13 protein-coding genes are annotated in these 17,398 nt (G+C 71.6%); 7 read left to right on the top strand and 6 right to left on the bottom strand.

The window, feature by feature from the left end; translation table 11 throughout:
• Positions 1-103 precede the first annotated feature (103 nt).
• The 3 genes from ACIBFB_RS01270 to ACIBFB_RS01280 all read left to right on the top strand — a co-directional run bounded on the left by ACIBFB_RS01270 (position 104) and on the right by ACIBFB_RS01280 (position 2,966).
• Positions 104-841 carry a GntR family transcriptional regulator gene (locus ACIBFB_RS01270; protein ID WP_397224870.1) on the top strand — a complete coding sequence of 246 codons (738 nt, stop codon included), beginning with the start codon at positions 104-106 and terminating at the stop codon, positions 839-841.
• A gap of 43 nt (positions 842-884) precedes the next feature.
• Positions 885-2,273, top strand: coding sequence for a PTS transporter subunit EIIC (locus ACIBFB_RS01275; protein WP_397224871.1), 1,389 nt, complete (start codon positions 885-887; stop codon positions 2,271-2,273).
• Between the two features lie 102 nt (positions 2,274-2,375).
• Entirely contained in the window at positions 2,376-2,966 is a 591-nt protein-coding gene (locus ACIBFB_RS01280; RefSeq protein ID WP_397224873.1) for a DM13 domain-containing protein, read from the top strand.
• A gap of 119 nt (positions 2,967-3,085) precedes the next feature.
• On the opposite strand, the gene secA is transcribed toward ACIBFB_RS01280, so the two are convergent.
• A complete protein-coding gene (gene secA / locus ACIBFB_RS01285) occupies positions 3,086-5,929 on the bottom strand; it encodes a preprotein translocase subunit SecA (protein ID WP_397224875.1) in 2,844 nt (947 codons plus the stop codon).
• Positions 5,930-6,319: 390 nt separating this feature from the next.
• Between secA and ACIBFB_RS01290 the strand changes: the two genes are divergently transcribed.
• Complete coding sequence (locus ACIBFB_RS01290) at positions 6,320-6,817, top strand: hypothetical protein (RefSeq protein ID WP_397224877.1); 498 nt, start codon at positions 6,320-6,322, stop codon at positions 6,815-6,817.
• Positions 6,818-7,003: 186 nt separating this feature from the next.
• Here ACIBFB_RS01290 and hpf read toward each other — a convergent pair whose 3' ends face one another.
• From hpf to mtrA, 5 genes are all read right to left on the bottom strand, one after another.
• Positions 7,004-7,675, bottom strand: a complete 672-nt coding sequence (hpf, locus tag ACIBFB_RS01295; protein WP_397224880.1) for a ribosome hibernation-promoting factor, HPF/YfiA family — start codon at positions 7,673-7,675, stop codon at positions 7,004-7,006.
• 942 nt (positions 7,676-8,617) lie between these two features.
• Positions 8,618-9,295 (bottom strand): ComF family protein, encoded by a 678-nt coding sequence (locus ACIBFB_RS01300; protein ID WP_397224882.1) that lies wholly within the window; start codon positions 9,293-9,295, stop codon positions 8,618-8,620.
• 130 nt (positions 9,296-9,425) lie between these two features.
• Complete coding sequence (locus ACIBFB_RS01305; protein WP_397224884.1) at positions 9,426-11,336, bottom strand: LpqB family beta-propeller domain-containing protein; 1,911 nt, start codon at positions 11,334-11,336, stop codon at positions 9,426-9,428.
• Positions 11,333-13,132, bottom strand: coding sequence for an MtrAB system histidine kinase MtrB (mtrB, locus tag ACIBFB_RS01310; protein ID WP_397224887.1), 1,800 nt, complete (start codon positions 13,130-13,132; stop codon positions 11,333-11,335). Before mtrB ends, ACIBFB_RS01305 begins: the two co-directional genes overlap by 4 nt.
• A 17-nt stretch (positions 13,133-13,149) precedes the next feature.
• Positions 13,150-13,827 carry an MtrAB system response regulator MtrA gene (gene mtrA / locus ACIBFB_RS01315; RefSeq protein ID WP_017570965.1) on the bottom strand — a complete coding sequence of 226 codons (678 nt, stop codon included), beginning with the start codon at positions 13,825-13,827 and terminating at the stop codon, positions 13,150-13,152.
• 430 nt (positions 13,828-14,257) lie between these two features.
• Here mtrA and ACIBFB_RS01320 point away from each other — a divergent pair, with 430 nt between their 5' ends.
• From ACIBFB_RS01320 to ACIBFB_RS01330, 3 genes are read left to right on the top strand one after another with little or no spacing between them, the layout of a single operon-like run.
• Positions 14,258-15,553, top strand: coding sequence for a glycerophosphoryl diester phosphodiesterase membrane domain-containing protein (locus ACIBFB_RS01320; RefSeq protein ID WP_397224890.1), 1,296 nt, complete (start codon positions 14,258-14,260; stop codon positions 15,551-15,553).
• The gene (locus tag ACIBFB_RS01325; protein WP_397224892.1) at positions 15,550-16,182 is read left to right on the top strand and encodes a DUF4129 domain-containing protein; all 633 of its coding nucleotides are present in this window, start codon (positions 15,550-15,552) and stop codon (positions 16,180-16,182) included. The genes ACIBFB_RS01320 and ACIBFB_RS01325 overlap by 4 nt, the downstream gene beginning before the upstream one ends.
• Positions 16,179-17,375, top strand: a complete 1,197-nt coding sequence (locus tag ACIBFB_RS01330) for a DUF4350 domain-containing protein (protein ID WP_397224895.1) — start codon at positions 16,179-16,181, stop codon at positions 17,373-17,375. The genes ACIBFB_RS01325 and ACIBFB_RS01330 overlap by 4 nt, the downstream gene beginning before the upstream one ends.
• Positions 17,376-17,398: the final 23 nt, after the last annotated feature.

Raw genomic sequence — 17,398 nt, forward strand, 5'->3', positions numbered from 1 at the left:
CGATCCTCCCGGAGCCGGAGCGGTCCCGCCGACCCGGATCGCCGGGGCCCGTGGCGTTAGAGTCGTACGCCGACCACCCGCCGAACGAGAAGGCCGTCCGCCCATGCCGATCGACCCCAGCAACCCGCTCCCGAAGTACAGTCAGCTCCGCGACCTGCTCCTGGACTGGATCACGGAGGCGGGTCTGGGCGTGGACGACATGATCCCCTCCGAGCGCGAACTGAGCGCCGCCTACCAGCTGTCGCGCATGACCGTGCGCCAGACCATCGACCTGCTCGTGTCCGAGGGGCGCCTGTACCGCGTCCCGGGCAAGGGCACCTTCATCGCCCGCCCCAAGATCGAGATGTCCCTCGTCCTGGCCTCCTTCAGCGAGGACATGCGCGCCCGCGGGTACGAGCCCGGCGCCCGGGAGCTGATCCGCCAGGTCATCCCGGCCAGCGGGCACACCGCGCGCATGCTCGACATCGCGCCCGGCACCCTGGTCCACCACATCGAGCGGATGCGCACCGCCGACGACGAGCCCATGGCGGTGGAGCGCTCCAACATCCCGGCGGCGATGGTGCCGGGGCTGGAGGACTTCGACCTGGCCGAGCGCTCCCTGTACGAGGTGCTGGAGAACGAGTACGACATCCTCCTGGACTCCGGCGAGCAGACGATCGAGGCGGGGATCTGCGACTCCGCGGACTCCCGTCTTCTCGGCCTGCCCGCCGGCAGCCCGGTGCTGGTGATGCAGCGCCGGAGCTTCGCGAAGGGACAGTGCGTGGAGTTGGCGCTGTCCACCTACCGCGCCGACCGCTACCAGCTGCACTCCAGGCTGGATCCCCGGCGGCACGGAGACTGAATTCCCCCGCGCCCGCGCGGCGCACGTCCGTGGAAGGCCCCCCATGAGTCCGGACACATCCCCCACCAGATCATCGAAGGACACCACGACCGCCAAGCGGTCCTCCACGACCCTGGCGGTCCTGCAACGCCTCGGCCGCAGCATGATGATGCCGATCGCGGTCCTGCCCGCGGCCGCCCTGCTCCTGCGCCTGGGCCAGCCCGACCTCCTGGGCGCCGACGGTGTCGCGAGCTGGCCCGGGATGGGCTGGATGGAGACCGTCTCCGGCGTGGTCGGCGCCGCCGGTGACTCACTGTTCCAGGCGATGCCGCTGCTCTTCGCGGTCGGTGTGGCCATCGGCTTCGCCAAGCGCGCCGACGGGTCGACCGCGCTGGCGGCCCTGGTCGGCTACCTGGTCTTCGACCGGGTGTCCAAGCTGCTCTTCTTCGAGCAGGGCGGCGAGATCGGCGAACGCGTCACCTTCGGCGCCGCGGGCGAGGCCGTGGTCAACTGGGGCGTGAAGAACCCGAGCGACGTGCTCGGCGGCATCGTCATCGGCATCGTGACGGCCCTGCTCTGGCAGCGCTACCACCGGATCAAGCTGCCCACCTGGCTGGGCTTCTTCGGCGGGCGCCGCTTCGTGCCCATCCTCATGGCGGGCGTCGCCACCCTGATCGCCGTGGTCTTCGGTCTGGTCTGGCCGACGGTCGGCGGGTGGATCAACGACTTCGGCACGTGGATCATCGGACTGGGCTCGGTCGGAGCGGGCATCTACGGCGTGGTCAACCGCCTGCTGCTGCCGCTCGGCCTGCACCACATCGTCAACTCGGTCGTGTGGTTCGTGTTCGGCGAGTACACCGACCCGGAGTCGGGCGACGTGTTCCTGGGCGAGATCAACCGCTACCTGGCCGGCGACCCGACGGCCGGCGGCTTCCTGTCCGGCTTCTTCCCCGTGCTGATGTTCGGTCTGCCGGGCGCTGCACTGGCGATCTGGCGCTGCGCGCACCCGTCCCAGCGCAGGGAGATCGGCAGCCTCATGGTGGCGGCCGCGCTCACGGCGTTCGTCACGGGCATCACCGAGCCGATCGAGTACGCGTTCATCTTCGTCGCTCCGGTGCTGTTCGCCGTGCACATCGTGCTGACGGGCATCTCGATGGCGGTGCTCAACGCCCTGGACGCGCACCTGGGCTTCGGCTTCTCCGCGGGAGCGATCGACCTGCTCATCAACGCGACGAAGTCGAACACCACGGGCCTGTTGTGGATCCTGGCGTTGGGGATCGGCTACTTCTTCCTCTACTACTTCGTGTTCACCTTCCTCATCCGGAAGATGAACCTGCCCACGCCGGGCCGTGAGCCCGCCGAGGAGGACGCGGCGGCCAAGGCCGACGCCGGGGCCCCGGGGACCGGGGGAACCGCGGACGCGGGCGGGGAGAAGGACGACCGCACCGGCTGACCGTGCCGGAGTCCGGCGGTGAGGAGTTCGGCGACGCGGGGTCTCCTCACCGCCGTCCGCTCCGAATGGAGGGGGACACGAACCCTCTGGAAAGGCGGAGCGATGAACGCGCGGACTCCGAAGGCGGCCTGGTGGCGCCGTCCCCTGGTGGTGTGGCCGGTGGCCGGTCTCGTCCTGGTCCTGGTCGCGGCCGGGTTGTGGGCGACCCAGCCCTGGCGGTTGTTCACCACGCGCACGGTCGAGGAGCCGCCGCCGGTCGCCGCCGCCGCCGCCGCGCCGAGCGACCCCGACGACGGGGGCCCGGACGCCGAGGACGGCGCGTCAGCCGGGACGGAGGAAGCGGAGACGGAACCGGTGGTCCTGGCGGAGGGCGAGTTCGTGAGCCAGGAGCACGGCACCTCCGGAACGGTCGCCGTCCTGGAGCTGTCCGACGGGTCGCGCCACGTCCGCTTCGAGGACCTGGCCACGAGCGACGGCCCCGACCTCCACGTCTGGATCACGGACCAGGAGGCGGGCGGCGACTGGTTCAAGTACCGCGACGGCCGCTACGTCGCCCTGGGCGAGCTGCGGGGCACCCACGGGTCGGCCAACTACGAGATTCCGGCCGACGCCGACATCTCCGGCATGACGAGCGTGGTCATCTGGTGCGACCGCTTCTCGGTCGCCTTCGGATCGGCCCCGGTCGCGCTGTAGGCGCCGAACCGTCTCGCGCTGGCGCCGGGCCTTCCCGCCGAACGCGCTCCGGCGCCGAACGCCAGAACGCGTGTGGGCGCGCACCGCGCCCACACGCGTTCGTCGGTTACCGGCCGGGACTACGAGGCGGCCGGGGCACCGTGGCACTTCTTGAACTTCTTGCCCGAGCCGCAGGGGCAGGGCGAGTTGCGGGCCGTACCGGCGTACTCGTCGGTGGCCTCGCTGTGCTGCTCGACGCCGCCGTCCTCGCTCGGAGCCGAGTACTGGAGCCGGTCCGGGCGGTCCTCACCGAAGCCGGGGACGACCACGTCCTCCACGGGCTCGGCCTCCTCGCTGGGGGCCTCGGCCGCGGCGGCCTCCTCGTCCTCGTCGACGACGGTCGCGACGGCGGTGGCGCCCGCGGCCCCGCCGACGCGCGCGGCGGTCTGGGCCGCGGCGGAGGCGGTGAGGGTCGGCTCCTCCTTCTTGCGGACCTGGACCTCCACGTTGAACATGTAGCCGACCGACTCCTCCTTGATGGCCTCCAGCATCTGCTGGAACATGTCGAAGCCCTCGCGCTGGAACTCGATCAGCGGGTTCCGCTGGGCCATCGCGCGCAGGCCGATGCCCTCCTGGAGGTAGTCCATCTCGTAGAGGTGCTCACGCCACTTGCGGTCCATCACCTGGAGGATGACCCGGCGCTCGACCTCGCGCATGGTCTCCTCGCCCAGCTCGGTCTCGCGACCCTCGTAGGCCTCCTTGGCGTCCTCGACGATCCGGTCGGCGACGAGCTCCGCGGTCAGGGTGGACACGTCGCCGTTCTCGTCGAGGAACTCGTCGACGGAGAGGCTGACCGGGTAGATCTGCCGGAACGCACGCCAGAGCCGGTCGAGGTCCCAGTCGTTCGGGTCGCCCTCGGAGGTCTCGGCGGCGACGTAGCCGCGCAGCACGTCCTCGAGCATCTCCACGACCTGCTCGCGCAGGTCCTGGCCCTCCAGCACCTTGCGGCGCTCGGCGTAGATGACCTTGCGCTGGCGGTTGAGGACCTCGTCGTACTTGAGGACGTTCTTGCGGATCTCGAAGTTCTGCGTCTCGACCTGGCCCTGGGCGGAAGCGATCGCCTTGCTGACCATGCCCGACTCGATCGGCTGGTCGTCGGGGATGTTCAGCTGGTTCATGAAGGCCTCCAGGCGGCTGCTGTTGAACAGCCGCAGGAGGTCGTCCTGGAGGGAGAGGTAGAAGCGGGAGATGCCCGGGTCGCCCTGACGGCCGGAACGGCCGCGCAGCTGGTTGTCGATGCGCCGGGACTCGTGCCGCTCGGTGCCGAGCACGTACAGACCGCCCGCCTCGACGACCTTCTCGTGCTCCTCCTCGTACTCCTTCTTGGCCTTCTCCAGCGCCTCCGGCCAGGCCTCCTCGTACTCCTCCGGGGTCTCCAGCGGGCTCAGGCCGCGGTTCTGGAGCTCCTCGTCGGCGAGGAAGTCGGGGTTGCCGCCGAGCATGATGTCGGTACCGCGGCCGGCCATGTTGGTGGCGACCGTGACGGCGCCGAGCTTGCCCGCGCGGGCGATGATCGCGGCCTCACGGGCGTGGTTCTTGGCGTTGAGGACCTCGTGCGGAACGCCCTCGCGCTTGAGCATCCGGGAGAGCAGCTCGGACTTCTCGACACTGGTGGTGCCGACGAGGACCGGCTGCCCGGCCTCGTTGCGCTCGGCGATGTCCTCGGCGACCGCCTGGAACTTGGCGTCCTCGTGCTTGTAGACGACGTCCTTGACGTCGTCGCGGACCATCGGCTTGTTGGTGGGGATCGGCACCACGCCGACGTCGTAGGTCTGGTGGAACTCCGCCGCCTCGGTCTGGGCGGTACCGGTCATGCCGGACAGCTTCTCGTAGAGGCGGAAGTAGTTCTGGAGGGTGACCTTGGCCAGAGTCTGGTTCTCGTCCTTGATCTTGACGCGTTCCTTGGCCTCGATGGCCTGGTGCATACCCTCGTTGTAGCGGCGACCCGCCAGGACGCGGCCGGTGAACTCGTCGACGATGAGCACCTCGCCGTCGCTGACGATGTACTCCTTGTCCTTGCGGTACAGCTCCTTGGCCTTGAGCGAGTTGTTGAGGAAGCTGATCAGCGGGGTGTTGACGGCCTCGTAGAGGTTGTCGATGCCCAGCCAGTCCTCGACCTTGGCCACGCCGGCCTCGGTGATGCCGACGGTGCGCTTCTTCTCGTCGACCTCGTAGTCGTCGTCGCGGCGCAGGCGGGGGGCGATCTTGGCGAACTCGGCGTACCAGCGGGAGTTCTGCTCGGAGGGGCCGCTGATGATCAGCGGCGTGCGCGCCTCGTCGATGAGGATGGAGTCGACCTCGTCGACGATGGCGAAGTAGTGCTCGCGCTGGACGGTGTCGTCCAGGGACAGCGCCATGTTGTCGCGCAGGTAGTCGAAGCCGAACTCGTTGTTCGTGCCGTAGGTGATGTCGGCCTGGTAGGCCGCGCGGCGGGCGGCCGGGGTCATCTGCGGGCTGACCACGCCGACGTCCATGCCGAGGAAGTGGTAGATGCGGCCCATGTTCTGGGCGTCGCGGCGGGCGAGGTAGTCGTTGGTCGTGATGACGTGGACGCCTCTGCCCGCGAGGGCGTTGAGGTAGACCGCCAGGGTGCTGGTCAGGGTCTTGCCCTCACCGGTCTTCATCTCGGCGATGTTGCCGAGGTGGAGCGCGGCGCCGCCCATGATCTGGACGTCGTAGGGCCGCTGGCCGAGGGTGCGCTTGGCCGCCTCGCGGACGGTGGCGAAGGCCTCCGGGAGGAGGTCGTCGAGCGACTCGCCGTCCTCGTACCTCTCCTTGTACTCCTTGGTGAGGTCCCGCAGCTCCTCGTCCGACAGGTCGACGTAGTCCTCCTCGAGGGAGTTGACCTGGTCCTTGAGCTTGGTGAGCCGGCGCAGGATCTTTCCCTCACCCGCGCGCAGGAGCTTACTGAGTATCCCTGGCACTTCCTATGCGCTCCTCGCAGATCGCGGTTGGCTCCACGGACGTGGAGCGTCAGACCTGGGCCCGCGGACCGCCTGCTCCAGCGACCGCGGTGGACGCCGGGGGTTCCTGAGCCCTCGGGGCTCCATCCTAGAGGACCACGGCCGCGAGCCCGGCAACGTCGAAGCGGCTACACTCCGGACGCGGTCGGATACCGGCCGAAGCCAACCCGGTCCGTCCCTTTTCCTACCCTCCTACGAACGTGTGGAACGGGTTCGGATGTTCCCCGCCTTTTCGCGGCGTTTGTGCGGCCCGTGGCACCCCAGTGGGTAGTGGATTCATAGGAGGTCGCGCCGACGACCCGTGCTTGCCTGGCGCCGTCGGGCGCGACGCGTGCCGGAGGGGGAAAGGCGATGCGAGCGAGCCGAAGGAAGCAGGGGACGGAGACGGCCGAAGGGGCCCCGGCCCCGCGCACCCCGTTCGAGTTCATCGAGGGTGCGCTCTTCCAGCCCGGGGCGAAGGCCGCCAAGCCCGTGGTGGACAACGACCCCGGTTCGTGGTGGGAACGCCGCCGACCGGCGGACGACGAGGGGTTCGGGCACATCCGGGGGTTCCAGCGGCAGGGGGGCAACCTCGCGCCGACCGCCCACCACCGGGGGAGCGCGGCGTCCTGGGCCGCGGTCGGCCTGGCCTTCGTCGGCTTCGCGATGTGCGGGCTGGCCGTGGTCCTCGGTTGGACGGCGTGGCTGCTGATCGTGGGCGGTCTGCTGATGGTGGCCGCGCTCGTGGTGGCCGTCGTGTGCGACATCCTGGCGGACGTGGTGCTCGACCCGCCCAGGTACGAGTCCGAGGAACCGCACGCCACCCCGCTGCACCAGATCAAGCAGGAGCAGGCCCGCCGACTCGGCTGACCGCAGGCCCGGCCACGACGCGAGCGGACCCGCCCCGGGCTCGGGGCGGGTCCGTGTGTGGAACGCGGGGGACGGCCCCGGGCGGGGCCTGGTTCGGCGGGAACGCCCTCGTACGGGCGGGACGCGGGCGGACCGCCTTCGCCTCCGGGGCACCGGCCAGCGGCTGGTCCCCGGTCCTCGGCGACCTCAGTCCACGAGCCGGAGGACTCCGTAGTTGAAGCCCCTACGGCGGTAGACGACGCTCGGAGCGTCCTTCACCTCGTCGTGGAAGAGGTAGAAGTCGTGTCCGACGAGTTCCATTTCCATCAGCGCCTGGTCGATGCTCATCGGCTTGGCCCGGTGGAACTTCTCCCGAACGATGACGGGAGTGTCCCCCTGGGTGTCGAGTTCGACGATGTCCTCGGAGAACCGCTCGCTGCCCGCCGTTCCCCCGAACTCCTCCTCCCCGCGGCGCTGGGCGGGGGGCGCCTGTTCCGCGGTGGTGGTCTCGGTGACGAGGTTCCCGGCGAGGTTCGCGGTCGCGGCCGCGACGGACACCGGGGCGTGGTTCCCGCGGTGGACCTTGCGTCGGTCCGCCGCCTTGCGGAGTCGGGCCTCGATCTTGTCGATGGCGAGATCGAGAGCCCCGTGCCGGTCCGCGGCCGCCGCCTCGCTGCGGATGACCGGACCGTTGGAGTGGATGGTCAGTTCAACCCGCTCGCGGACGTCGGCGAGCTTGGGGTTGCGCTCCGCGGACACCTCCACGTCGACGCTCATGCCCTTGCGCTCCCACTTGGAGAGCCGTTCGAGCTTGTCCGCGACGTGCTGTCGGAACCTCTCGCTCACACCGGTGCGTCGACCCTTGACGATGATGTCCATAGGACCCCCTTCATCGCGTGGCCGCCGTGAAGGCGACGGCCAGGCTGGCTATGCTCCCTTCCGCCGTGGGGGGCGGAAGAGTGTCGCGCTAGCCCCCTTCCGCTGGTGGCCCCGTCCTTTCAGGGCCACGGCTCGGTTGGATGTGCGTATACCCACCAGAAGCACGGTCCTCACGCGCATCAGCGCGGGAATCGCGGCCTCTGATCAGGGTGAACGGACAAACGTCGGATTCAGGACGGAACCGCCGTCTCCGAGGGGGCCGACAGCCCGGGAAGGAGTGGGGCGAGCGCGTGGCGCACGTCCCCCGGTGGTGAGGAACCGGGTATGACTGGGAGGACGTGCTCCCGCGGGGTTCACCCTCGACGGTGAACCCCCGCGCGAAGGCATGCCACCCGTCCGGCCGACCTGGTCTTCGTCCCCACATCCGCCTGCTGAGAGTGTCGCCGCTCTTGTCCGCGACTACTGCTCTTCTCCCTGTCATGAGGGACATCGGGACCCTCCGCGGGGCAGGGCTTACCTCTAAGGCGCACCGTGATCGGTCGACGAAAAGTCGCCTTACGTGGGCCGTTTCGCCTGCGCCTGGCATCGGCTTGCCGGAACCGCTCCCCGGTTTCCCCAGGAGCTCGGTCATTCCGGCGCAACCACGGACCCGGACGGGTGCCATACCTGGACCGTAACCTGTCCCGGCGCGTCTGTCAGGTAGCCAGGGTCTCCCCCTCTCCTCGCCGAACGCCACAAATCCCTGTACAGACGGGCTTTTCACCCGTTCACGAGAGGTTCGTAAAACCTTCGCCGCCGACGCCCGCCTCCACGGCCCGGCACCCGGTCGGCCCGCTGTCGCTCCTAAGCGGGCTCGCGGCCACGCGTCCGGCACCGAAGCGCCGTCCGGCCCCGCTCGACCGCGCCCGCGTCCGGCCGACCGCGGTCGGGCGAGCCGCCGTCCTACCGACCGCGCTCGGCCACCACCACGGCGCCCGCCACCGCGACACCCGCGGCGCGCAGCGCGCGTACCGCCTCGGCGACCGTCGCCCCGGTGGTCAGCACGTCGTCCACCACCACCGCCCGGAACGGCCCCGCGCCGCCGACCGCGCCGCGATCCACCACGAAGGCCCCCCTCCGGTTGGCCAGTCGCTCGGCGCGGCCCAACCCCACCTGGCGTCTGGCCCGCCGCCGGTACCGCAGCAGCGGGACCACCCGCCCCGCGTCGGCGGAACGCTCCAGGCACACCGCCGCCAGGCGCTCGACCGGACCGGAGCGCCACGGCGGCCCCCGCCCGGGCACTGGCACGAGCAGGGTGTCCGGTCCGGACCACCCGGTCGCCGCGTACACGGCCGCGAGCCGGGCGCCGAGCGGAGCGGCCAGTGCGTCGACCCCGCCCTCCTTGAAGGCGAGCAGGACCCGACGGTCGATACCGGCGTACGGGCCCGCCGCCCAGACGGACGGGCATCCCGGGCGCGGGGTGCACTGCCGGGGCCGCCGTTCCAGGAGCGCGCGGCAGTCGCCGCACAGCGGTCCGGGCGCCGCCGAGCAGGCCGCACAGGGTTGGGGCAGGAGCAGGTCCAACAGCACCGCGAACAGGCGCTCCAGCACGCGCCCGATCCGGCGGATCGGATCGTTCATGCGACCAGGATCCGTCCGCGGCAGGGCGGTCGCCAGAGGCGGTCCGGATCTGTGGACAACCGGACCGCCGCTCCGCACCGGCATCGCGCGCCACGCGCGGGCGGGGGTTCCGGCACCGGGGCCGTCCCGGTCAGCCCGGGTAGCTCGGCGAGACGCCCTCGACCATGTTCTGCCAGTTCAAGCGGTCATTGGAGAGATACACGCTGCCGTCCTCGGACCCCGCGACCAGCGGCTGACCCGGAGCGCCCGACACGCTCGTCATCCCCGAGGGGGGCGCCCCCGCGCTCGTGGCGGGCGTGCCCCCGTCCAGGGCGACCAGGAAGGCCTGGCCGGTGCCGCCCTCACGGCTGCCCAACACCACCAACTGGTCCCCGGAGCGCCACGCGATGTCCGTGACGTCGGCGAGCTCTCCGGCCAACGTGACGAAGTCCCCGACGGACACCTGTCCGTCCCCGTCCACCACCACGCGGCCCACCTCCAGCGACCGCTGGCCGTCGACCTCGGTCACGACGGCGGCGCGGGCCCCGTCGCGGGAGATGCGGAAGTTCACGACCGAGCGGTCGTCCAGCTCCGAGATGTCGACCCCGACCACCTCGTCGCCGTTGCGCAGCATCCACAGGGCCGTCGCCCCCGGCTCGGCCGGCGTGTCGGCGCTCAGGCCCTCCGACCCGTTCCCGTCCTCGGAGCCGCCCGCCGTGTCGTCCCGGCCGTCCTCGTCGCCCCCGTCCTCCTCGGACGCGTCGCCCTCCGCGGGCTCCTCGGTCTCCTCGACCACCCACAGGTGGCCGTCCACGTCCCACGACAGGTCGGTGAAGACCCCGTCCGACAGGACCTCACGGACCTCGGCGCCCGCGCTGGCGAAGCTGGTCACGACCTCGCCGCCGCCGACGGTGACACCCGCGACCGTGCCCTCCTGCATCGAGACGGCGAAGCGCTCCAGCGGCACGTCGCCCGCGCCCAGCGGGCCGGGCACCCGTTCGGCGTCGGTGAACGCCTGCGCGCCGAGTTCGGCCGCCGACCACAGCTGCCCCTCCTGCATGTAGTAGGCGCGCAGACCGGCAGCGGCCGCGCCGGGACCCACCTCGGCCCAGTAGTCGCTGCCCGGTCGGGGCAGCTCGGCGCTCTCCCCCTCCGCCTGCTGGAAGGCGATCTCGGAGTCGTTCACCACCAGCATGAACTCCTGCACCTCGGGCAGCTGGCGCAGCGTCCAGGCGATCTGGGCGCCCAGACGGTACTCGTCCACCTGGCGCACCCCGTCGACGCGGACCACGGCGCGCTGCTCGTCGACCTCCACGCTGGCGCTCTCCGGCAGGGTCGAGTTCACCGCGGGCGCCAACCAGTCGGTGGGGCCCGCGACGAGGTGGTCCAGCAGACGTTCGGCCAGCACCTCCGACTCGTCGGCGCTCACCGAGAGGTAGACGGGGTCCGGCACCAGGGCGGACCGCTCACGGTTGTAGTAGTACAGGTTGAACGGTCGGTGCGTGCGCTCCACGTCGAGCTGGCTCAGGACCAGCTCGTCGGTCAGTTCGCTCACCCGCCACTCGCCCTCGGGGTCGCCGCCCTCCCTGACCAGGGTGAACGGGAGGTCGAGGAGGGTGCCCGGCTCGCTCGGGACGTACTTTCCGGACGCGTCGATCGTGGCCACCAGCGAGGTGCGCATCCGCACGCTGGCGGTCAGGCCGTCGGCGCTGATCTCCGAGGACAGGTCCACCGTCTCGGTGTCGGAGTAGACCTGGACGGTCTCGCCCGGAGACCACCGCTGTCCGGTCTCCTCGGTCATGTAGCTGCGGGCGGCGTCGTGGTCCTCCTCGAAGCTGCCCATGTCCCTGAGGAACCCCCGGACCAGGGCCTCCGGGCCCATGCCCTGCTGCGGACCGGCGGGGAGCAGCCGCACGTACACGCCGCTGTCCCCCGAGGTGCCCCCGCCGTCACCGGGGACGACGGGACCGGTCACGGGCACGGTGGCGCAGGCGGCGAGCGACACGCACGTCAGCGCGACCGCGGCGGACGCCCGCGCGCCCCGTCGGATCCGATCCCTCACGCGTCCTCCTCGCCCCGGCTGGCGTGCTCCCCGTGCTGGTCGGAGCGGTCGGCCCGCTCGGTCGCGCCCCCGTTGTCCCGGTCCCCGTAGGCGGCGAAGTTGCGGCCGAGCGCGATCTCCGGAGGAACCAGGGGCAGCGGGGAGCCGCGCAGCTCGGCGCCGGACGTGCGGGGAAGCGAGAGACGGAACTGCGAACCCTGTCCCGGCATGCCCCAGGCCTGGAGCCACCCGCCGTGCAGCTGCGCGTCCTCCTTGGCGATGGCCAGGCCGAGTCCGGTGCCGCCGGTGGTGCGCACGCGCGCCGGATCGGCCCGCCAGAAGCGGTCGAAGCACAGGTGCTCCTCCCCCTCCTTGAGTCCGACCCCGAAGTCGCGGACCGCCACGGCCACCGAGTCGCGGTCGCCGGCCGCCGCGACGATGACGTCACGGCCCTCGCTGTGCTCGATCGCGTTGACGATGAGGTTGCGCAGGATGCGGTTGATCCGCCGGGTGTCGAACTCGGCCACGCAGGGTTCCGCGGGCAGCCGCAGGATCACCTTGATCCCGCGGCGCTCGGCGATCTGCTCGGCGTCGCCGACGGCCTTCATCACGGCGTCGCGGATGTCCACCGACTCGATGCCGAGGGTGGCCGCGCCCGCGTCGTGGCGGCTGATCTCCAGCAGGTCGCTCAGCAGCTCCTCGAACCGCTCGACCTGGCTCTGGAGCAGCTCGACCGACCGCCGCTGCGTAGGTTCGAACTCCTCGCGGTCGTCGAACAGGAGGTCGCCCGCCATCTTGATGGTGGTCAGCGGGGTGCGGAGTTCGTGGGAGACGTCGGAGACGAACTGGCGCTGGAGCTTGGACAGCTCCTCCAGCTCCTGGATCTTCTCCTGGAGGGTGCCCGCCATGTCGTTGAACGAGACCGCCAGCCGCGCGAGGTCGTCCTCGCCCTGCACGGTCATGCGTTCGGCCAGGTCGCCCGCGGCGAGCCGCTCGGCCGAGCGCGCCGCGGACCGGACCGGGCTGACTACCTGGCGGGTGATGACGAAGGCGATCAGCCCCAGGAGCACCACCAGCAGCACACCGACGAGCGCGACGGTGCGTTGGACCAGATCGAGGATCTCCTGCTCGTGCTGGAGCGGGAAGACGTAGTAGAGCTCGTAGGCGTAGGTCAGCTGCGCGCCGACCACGAGGGCGGGCTCGGTGGATCCGTCCTGCTCGATGCTCGTGTACGTGTGGTACTGCTGCTCGGTCGACTCGGACCGCCGGACCTCGTTGACGAGCCGCTCGGGAACGCTCTCCTCGAGTCGCTGGGGCGAGCTGTTCTCGTCGGTCGCCCACCCGTTCTCACCGTTGACCGACGGTCGGATCACCACGCCGTACAGCCCGGTGTCCCCGCTGCGGCTGTGCAGTTCGCTGGTGATGTTGTACAGGAGCCGGTTGCGGTCCCCGACCTCGTTCTCCCGCAGTTCGGTGAGCGCGAGGTTGAGCCCCGCCCGGTGGTCGTTGACGGCGGTGGAGATCTTGGCCTCCAGGAGGCCGCTGCGCACCTGGCTGACCAGGACGTACCCCAGTCCCACCATCACGACGAGGGACAGCACCAGCGTCGTGGAGATGACCCGCAGGTGCAGGGAGCGCCGCCAGTTGGTCTGGACGCCGCGCACCAACGCGCGGGCGGCCCGCTGAGCGAAGGCGTAGGTCCTGGTCAGACTGCTTCCGGGATCGCCCGACTCGTCCGCGGGCACTCCGGTCGCCGGGGCGGACCGGCCCTCCCCGGGGTCGGCCCCCCGGTCGTCCTCGGGTACGGCTGGCGTCATGTGCGGGTGGGCCCGGATCAGGCGGTACCGGCCTTGTAGCCGACACCGCGGACGGTCACGACGACCTCGGGGTGCTCGGGGTCCTTCTCGATCTTGGCGCGCAGGCGCTGCACGTGGACGTTGACCAGGCGGGTGTCGGCGGCGTGTCGGTAGCCCCAGACCTGTTCGAGCAGGACCTCGCGGGTGAACACCTGGCGCGGCTTGCGGGCCAGGGCGACCAGCAGGTCGAACTCCAGCGGGGTGAGGCTGATCTGCTCGCCGTCGCGGCGGACGGCGTGCCCGGCGACGTCGATGGTGATGTCCCCGATCTGGAGGACCTCGGGAGCGGGCTCCTCCGTGCGGCGCAGGCGCACCCGCACGCGGGCCACCAGCTCCTTGGGCTTGAACGGCTTGACGATGTAGTCGTCGGCGCCGGACTCCAGGCCGAGGACGACGTCGATGGTGTCGCTCTTGGCGGTGAGCATCACGATCGGGACGCCGGATTCGGCGCGGATCTGACGGCAGACGTCGATGCCGTCGGCGCCGGGCAGCATCAGGTCAAGGAGCACCAGGTCGGGCTTGGTCTCGCGGAAGGCCTCCAGGGCCTTGTCCCCGTCGTGGACGAACGACGGCTCGAAGCCCTCTCCCCGCAGCACGATGCCGAGCATCTCGGCGAGGGCGAGGTCGTCGTCGACAACCAGTACACGTCCCTTCATAGGTGCGTCCGGCGCCGGGCGCGGGCGCCCCTCGCGGGCGGACCTCGCGGCGCCTACTCCTCTCTCCTGGAACACTCGGGCGGCGGATGTGGGCGGTGCCCGGTCCCCCTGTGCGCGGGGAACCGGAGTCGTCCCCCAACCTTGCCACCTTCGGACAACGTTGGAAGAGCGGTCGACGTTTTTCTGGCCCTGCGGGCCGGTTTCGGCCACCGGCGGCGGCGACCCGGCTGAGCTGCACCGGGAGCGGCCACCTCTGCACCGGTTGGTAACAGAAAGCATACAAAAGGAATGAAGTGCCTAGGTTGCGCCGGTCACTGCCCCGGTGCCGCCGAAGTGCGGTGCGACTGGCCGGTAGGTTGGGGGAAGGAGCACGACCCGACAGGGGTTTCGCTCACGCAGCGTAGCCGAAAGTCACGGAGGGCTGGGCCAGATGAGCCAGGAGGACGACCACCGCGACTCTCCGGGAAGCAGCCCGGCGACCGGCCCCGAAGCCGCCCCGGGGCACGCGGCGCCGGGGTTCGCGCCGCCCGGAACGGATCCCGGTCACGGCCAGGCGGGCACGGCGCCCGGCGGCGCCCCCGGGTACGCGGTTCCCGGCGGTGCGCCCGTCTACGGGCCTCCGGGCGCCGCCCCGGGTTACGCGGCCCCCGGCCACGCCTACCCCGGCGCGGGCCACGGGTACCAGCACCCAGCGGCGGGCCGGCCCGCCGTGCCCAAGCCGGGTGTCGTCCCGCTGCGCCCGATGACCGTCGGCGACCTGTTCAACGGCGCGTTCGCGCTCATCCGGAACAACCCGAAGACCACCGTGGGCCTGGCGATGATCGTCATGGCGGTCACGAGCGTCGTCAGCGTCATCGGCTTCGGCGGGACCATGGCCGACTACGGGGTGTTCGTCGACCAGGCGTTCAACGATCCGACCTCCATCGACCCCGACGACCCGATGCCGGTGTCGATGTGGTCGCTGGTGGCCACCTACTCCGGGGCGCTCCTGTCCCAGGCCGGGATCATCCTGGTCACCGGACTGCTCACGGCGGTCGTCGGACTGGCGGTCCTGGGCCGCAGGCTCACGCCCGGCCAGGCGTGGGCCGCCGTCCGCGACCGGATGTGGGCGGTCGTACGACTGGCCCTGACCCAGCTCCTCATCTTCTTCGGGCTGACCCTCACCGTGGTCGCGGTCACGGTCGTCGGCGTGGTCGCCGGTGTCGCCTTCATAGCCTCCGGGACGGTCGAACTGGGGATCGTCGTCCTGGTCCTCGGGTTGGCGGCCGGGCTCGCGTCGTTCGCGGTGTTCCTGTGGATCGCCGTCCGCATCCAGTTCGCCATGCCGGTCATCGTCCTGGAGCGGGTGGGCGTGTTCGCCGCGCTGGCCCGGTCCTGGAGCCTGACCAGGGGCAGCTGGTGGCGGGTCTTCGGCATCATCCTGCTGACGATGCTCCTCGTCCAGGTGATCGGCGGCATGCTCACCGCGCCGTTCAGCGGCACGGCCGTCGTGCTGGTGATCGTCTTCCCGCTGGAGGCGTGGATGCCCGTCGTCTCGGGTGCGATCGTCTACATCGGCTCCGTCGTCATCAGCTCGGTCACCACCCCGTTCACGGTGGGCGTGACCACGCTGCTCTACATCGACCTGCGCATGCGGCGCGAGGGCCTCGACCTGCGGCTGCACGAGGCCGCCAGGGCGGGTCACGAGGCGGGCCCGGAGATCTACCTTCCGGAGTGGCGCGCGTGACTCCCCGGACGGGCGTCGCGGAGGTGACCCGCGAGGAGGGCCGCAGACGCGCGGTCGAGGAGCTGTCCGACCCCCTCTACGGCGCGCAGACGCCCTCACTCCTCGACCGGGTCCGCGACTGGATCCTCGACCTCCTCTCCGGGCTGGTCTCGGCCGGTTCCGGCGTCATCGGCGGCTGGGCCGTGCTCGGGCCGTTCCTGGTGCTGCTCGCGGGCCTCCTGGTGTGGCTGGTCGTCTACCTCCGCCCGTCGTCGAGCCGACGCCGCGGCAAGGCCGTCCACGAGGAGGCTCCGCTGTCCGTGGCCGACCACCGGGCCGCCGCCGAGCGGCACGAGGCCGCCGGGGAGTACGCGGCCGCCGTCACCGAGCGGTTGCGCGCCATCAGCGTCGCGCTGGAGGAACGCGCGGTGGTCGCGCCCCGTCTCGGACGCACCGCCACCGAACTGGCCGAGGAGGCCGCGGCCGTGCTGCCGGGCGAGGCGGGCGGCCTGGCCGAGGGCGCCCGGATCTTCAACGACGTGGCCTACGGCGACCGCCCGGCCACCGCCGAGTCCGCCCGGATCCTGCGCGAGCTGGACGTTCGGCTGGAGTCCGCCCGGCCCGTGGCGGCCGAGGAGGAAGCCCGGTGACCGCCCCCGCGCCGGCCGCCCCGCCCCCGATCAGGGTCCCGGAGGCCTCCGGACCGGCCGGCGGTCCGCTCGCCCGCACCTGGCGCGCGGTCCGCACCCCGCTCATCCTGTTCACCGCGCTGGTCGTGGTGGCGGTCCTGCTCTCGCTCGGCACCGAGCGGTTCCCCGAAGGGGTCCTGGAACCGGAGAGCGTCTCCCCCGACGGGACACGCGCCCTGGTCCAGCTGTTGGAGCGGGACGGCGACGTCGACGTCGCGCGGTCGTCGGACGAGGCACGGGAGGCCGTCGCCGACGCCGGGGAGGACACCGTCCTGCTGGTCTCGCTCGACCACCGGCTGCTGCCCGAGGAGGTCGCGGAGCTGGCCGGACTGGACGTCGACACGGTCCTGGTCCGGCCCTCCGCGCTCACGCTGTCGGCGTTCGCGCCGGGGCTCGACGTCACGGGCCGGATCGACTCCGGCGACGCTCTGACGCCCGAGTGCGACCTGCCCGCCGCCGTCGCGGCGGGCGAGGCCGGAGTCGGCGGAGAGCTGTACACCGCCGCCCGGGACTCCGGCGCCGTGGGCTGCTACCCGGCCGAGACCGGGGACGCGCTGGTCCGGGTCACCGGGGACGGGACGACGACCACCGTGCTCGGCACGGGACACCCCCTGACGAACACGGCGCTCTCCGCGCGCGGGAACGCGGCGCTGGCGCTCAACCTGCTGGAGGCGGACCACGTCGTGTGGCTGCGCCCCGACCCCGCCCAGGTGGGAGGCGGCTCCTCGATGTGGGACCTGCTGCCCGCGGGGGCGCGGTGGTCGGTGCTGCCGCTCGTGGCGACGCTGGGACTGCTCGCGCTGTGGCGCGGGCGTCGGATGGGCGCGCTCGTGCCCGAGGCGCTGCCGGTCGTGGTGCGGGCGTCGGAGACCACCGAGGGCCACGCCGGCCTGTACCAGTCCCGCCGGGCGCGGGACCGGGCCGCCGACGCGCTGCGGCGGGGCTTCCGCGAACGGACGGTGCCCAAGCTCGGGCTCGACCCGGACGCCGTCCCCGAGGCCGTCGTCGCCGCCGTGGCCGAGCGGACCGGCGACGACCCCGCGCCGCTGCGGACCCTGATCTACGGCGACCGGGCCGACCCGTTCACCGCCGACGACCGGTCCCTGGTCCGGCTCGCCGACGAACTGGACGAACGCTCCAGGAAGCTGCGGTGACCCCGGCGACACGGGACCCGCGG

This window comes from Nocardiopsis sp. NPDC050513 (assembly GCF_044457925.1).
Taxonomy (GTDB): Bacteria; Actinomycetota; Actinomycetes; order Streptosporangiales; family Streptosporangiaceae; genus Nocardiopsis.

Bases quoted from the DNA above. Each gene is read 5' to 3' on its own strand.
- ACIBFB_RS01280 (WP_397224873.1), top strand. From the start codon at position 2,376: ATGAACGCGCGGACTCCGAAGGCGGCCTGGTGGCGCCGTCCCCTGGTG.
- mtrB (WP_397224887.1), bottom strand. From the start codon at position 13,132: ATGACGCCAGCCGTACCCGAGGACGACCGGGGGGCCGACCCCGGGGAG.
- mtrA (WP_017570965.1), bottom strand. From the start codon at position 13,827: ATGAAGGGACGTGTACTGGTTGTCGACGACGACCTCGCCCTCGCCGAG.
- ACIBFB_RS01320 (WP_397224890.1), top strand. From the start codon at position 14,258: ATGAGCCAGGAGGACGACCACCGCGACTCTCCGGGAAGCAGCCCGGCG.
- ACIBFB_RS01275 (WP_397224871.1), top strand. From the start codon at position 885: ATGAGTCCGGACACATCCCCCACCAGATCATCGAAGGACACCACGACC.
- ACIBFB_RS01300 (WP_397224882.1), bottom strand. From the start codon at position 9,295: ATGAACGATCCGATCCGCCGGATCGGGCGCGTGCTGGAGCGCCTGTTC.
- ACIBFB_RS01290 (WP_397224877.1), top strand. From the start codon at position 6,320: ATGCGAGCGAGCCGAAGGAAGCAGGGGACGGAGACGGCCGAAGGGGCC.
- hpf (WP_397224880.1), bottom strand. From the start codon at position 7,675: ATGGACATCATCGTCAAGGGTCGACGCACCGGTGTGAGCGAGAGGTTC.
- ACIBFB_RS01270 (WP_397224870.1), top strand. From the start codon at position 104: ATGCCGATCGACCCCAGCAACCCGCTCCCGAAGTACAGTCAGCTCCGC.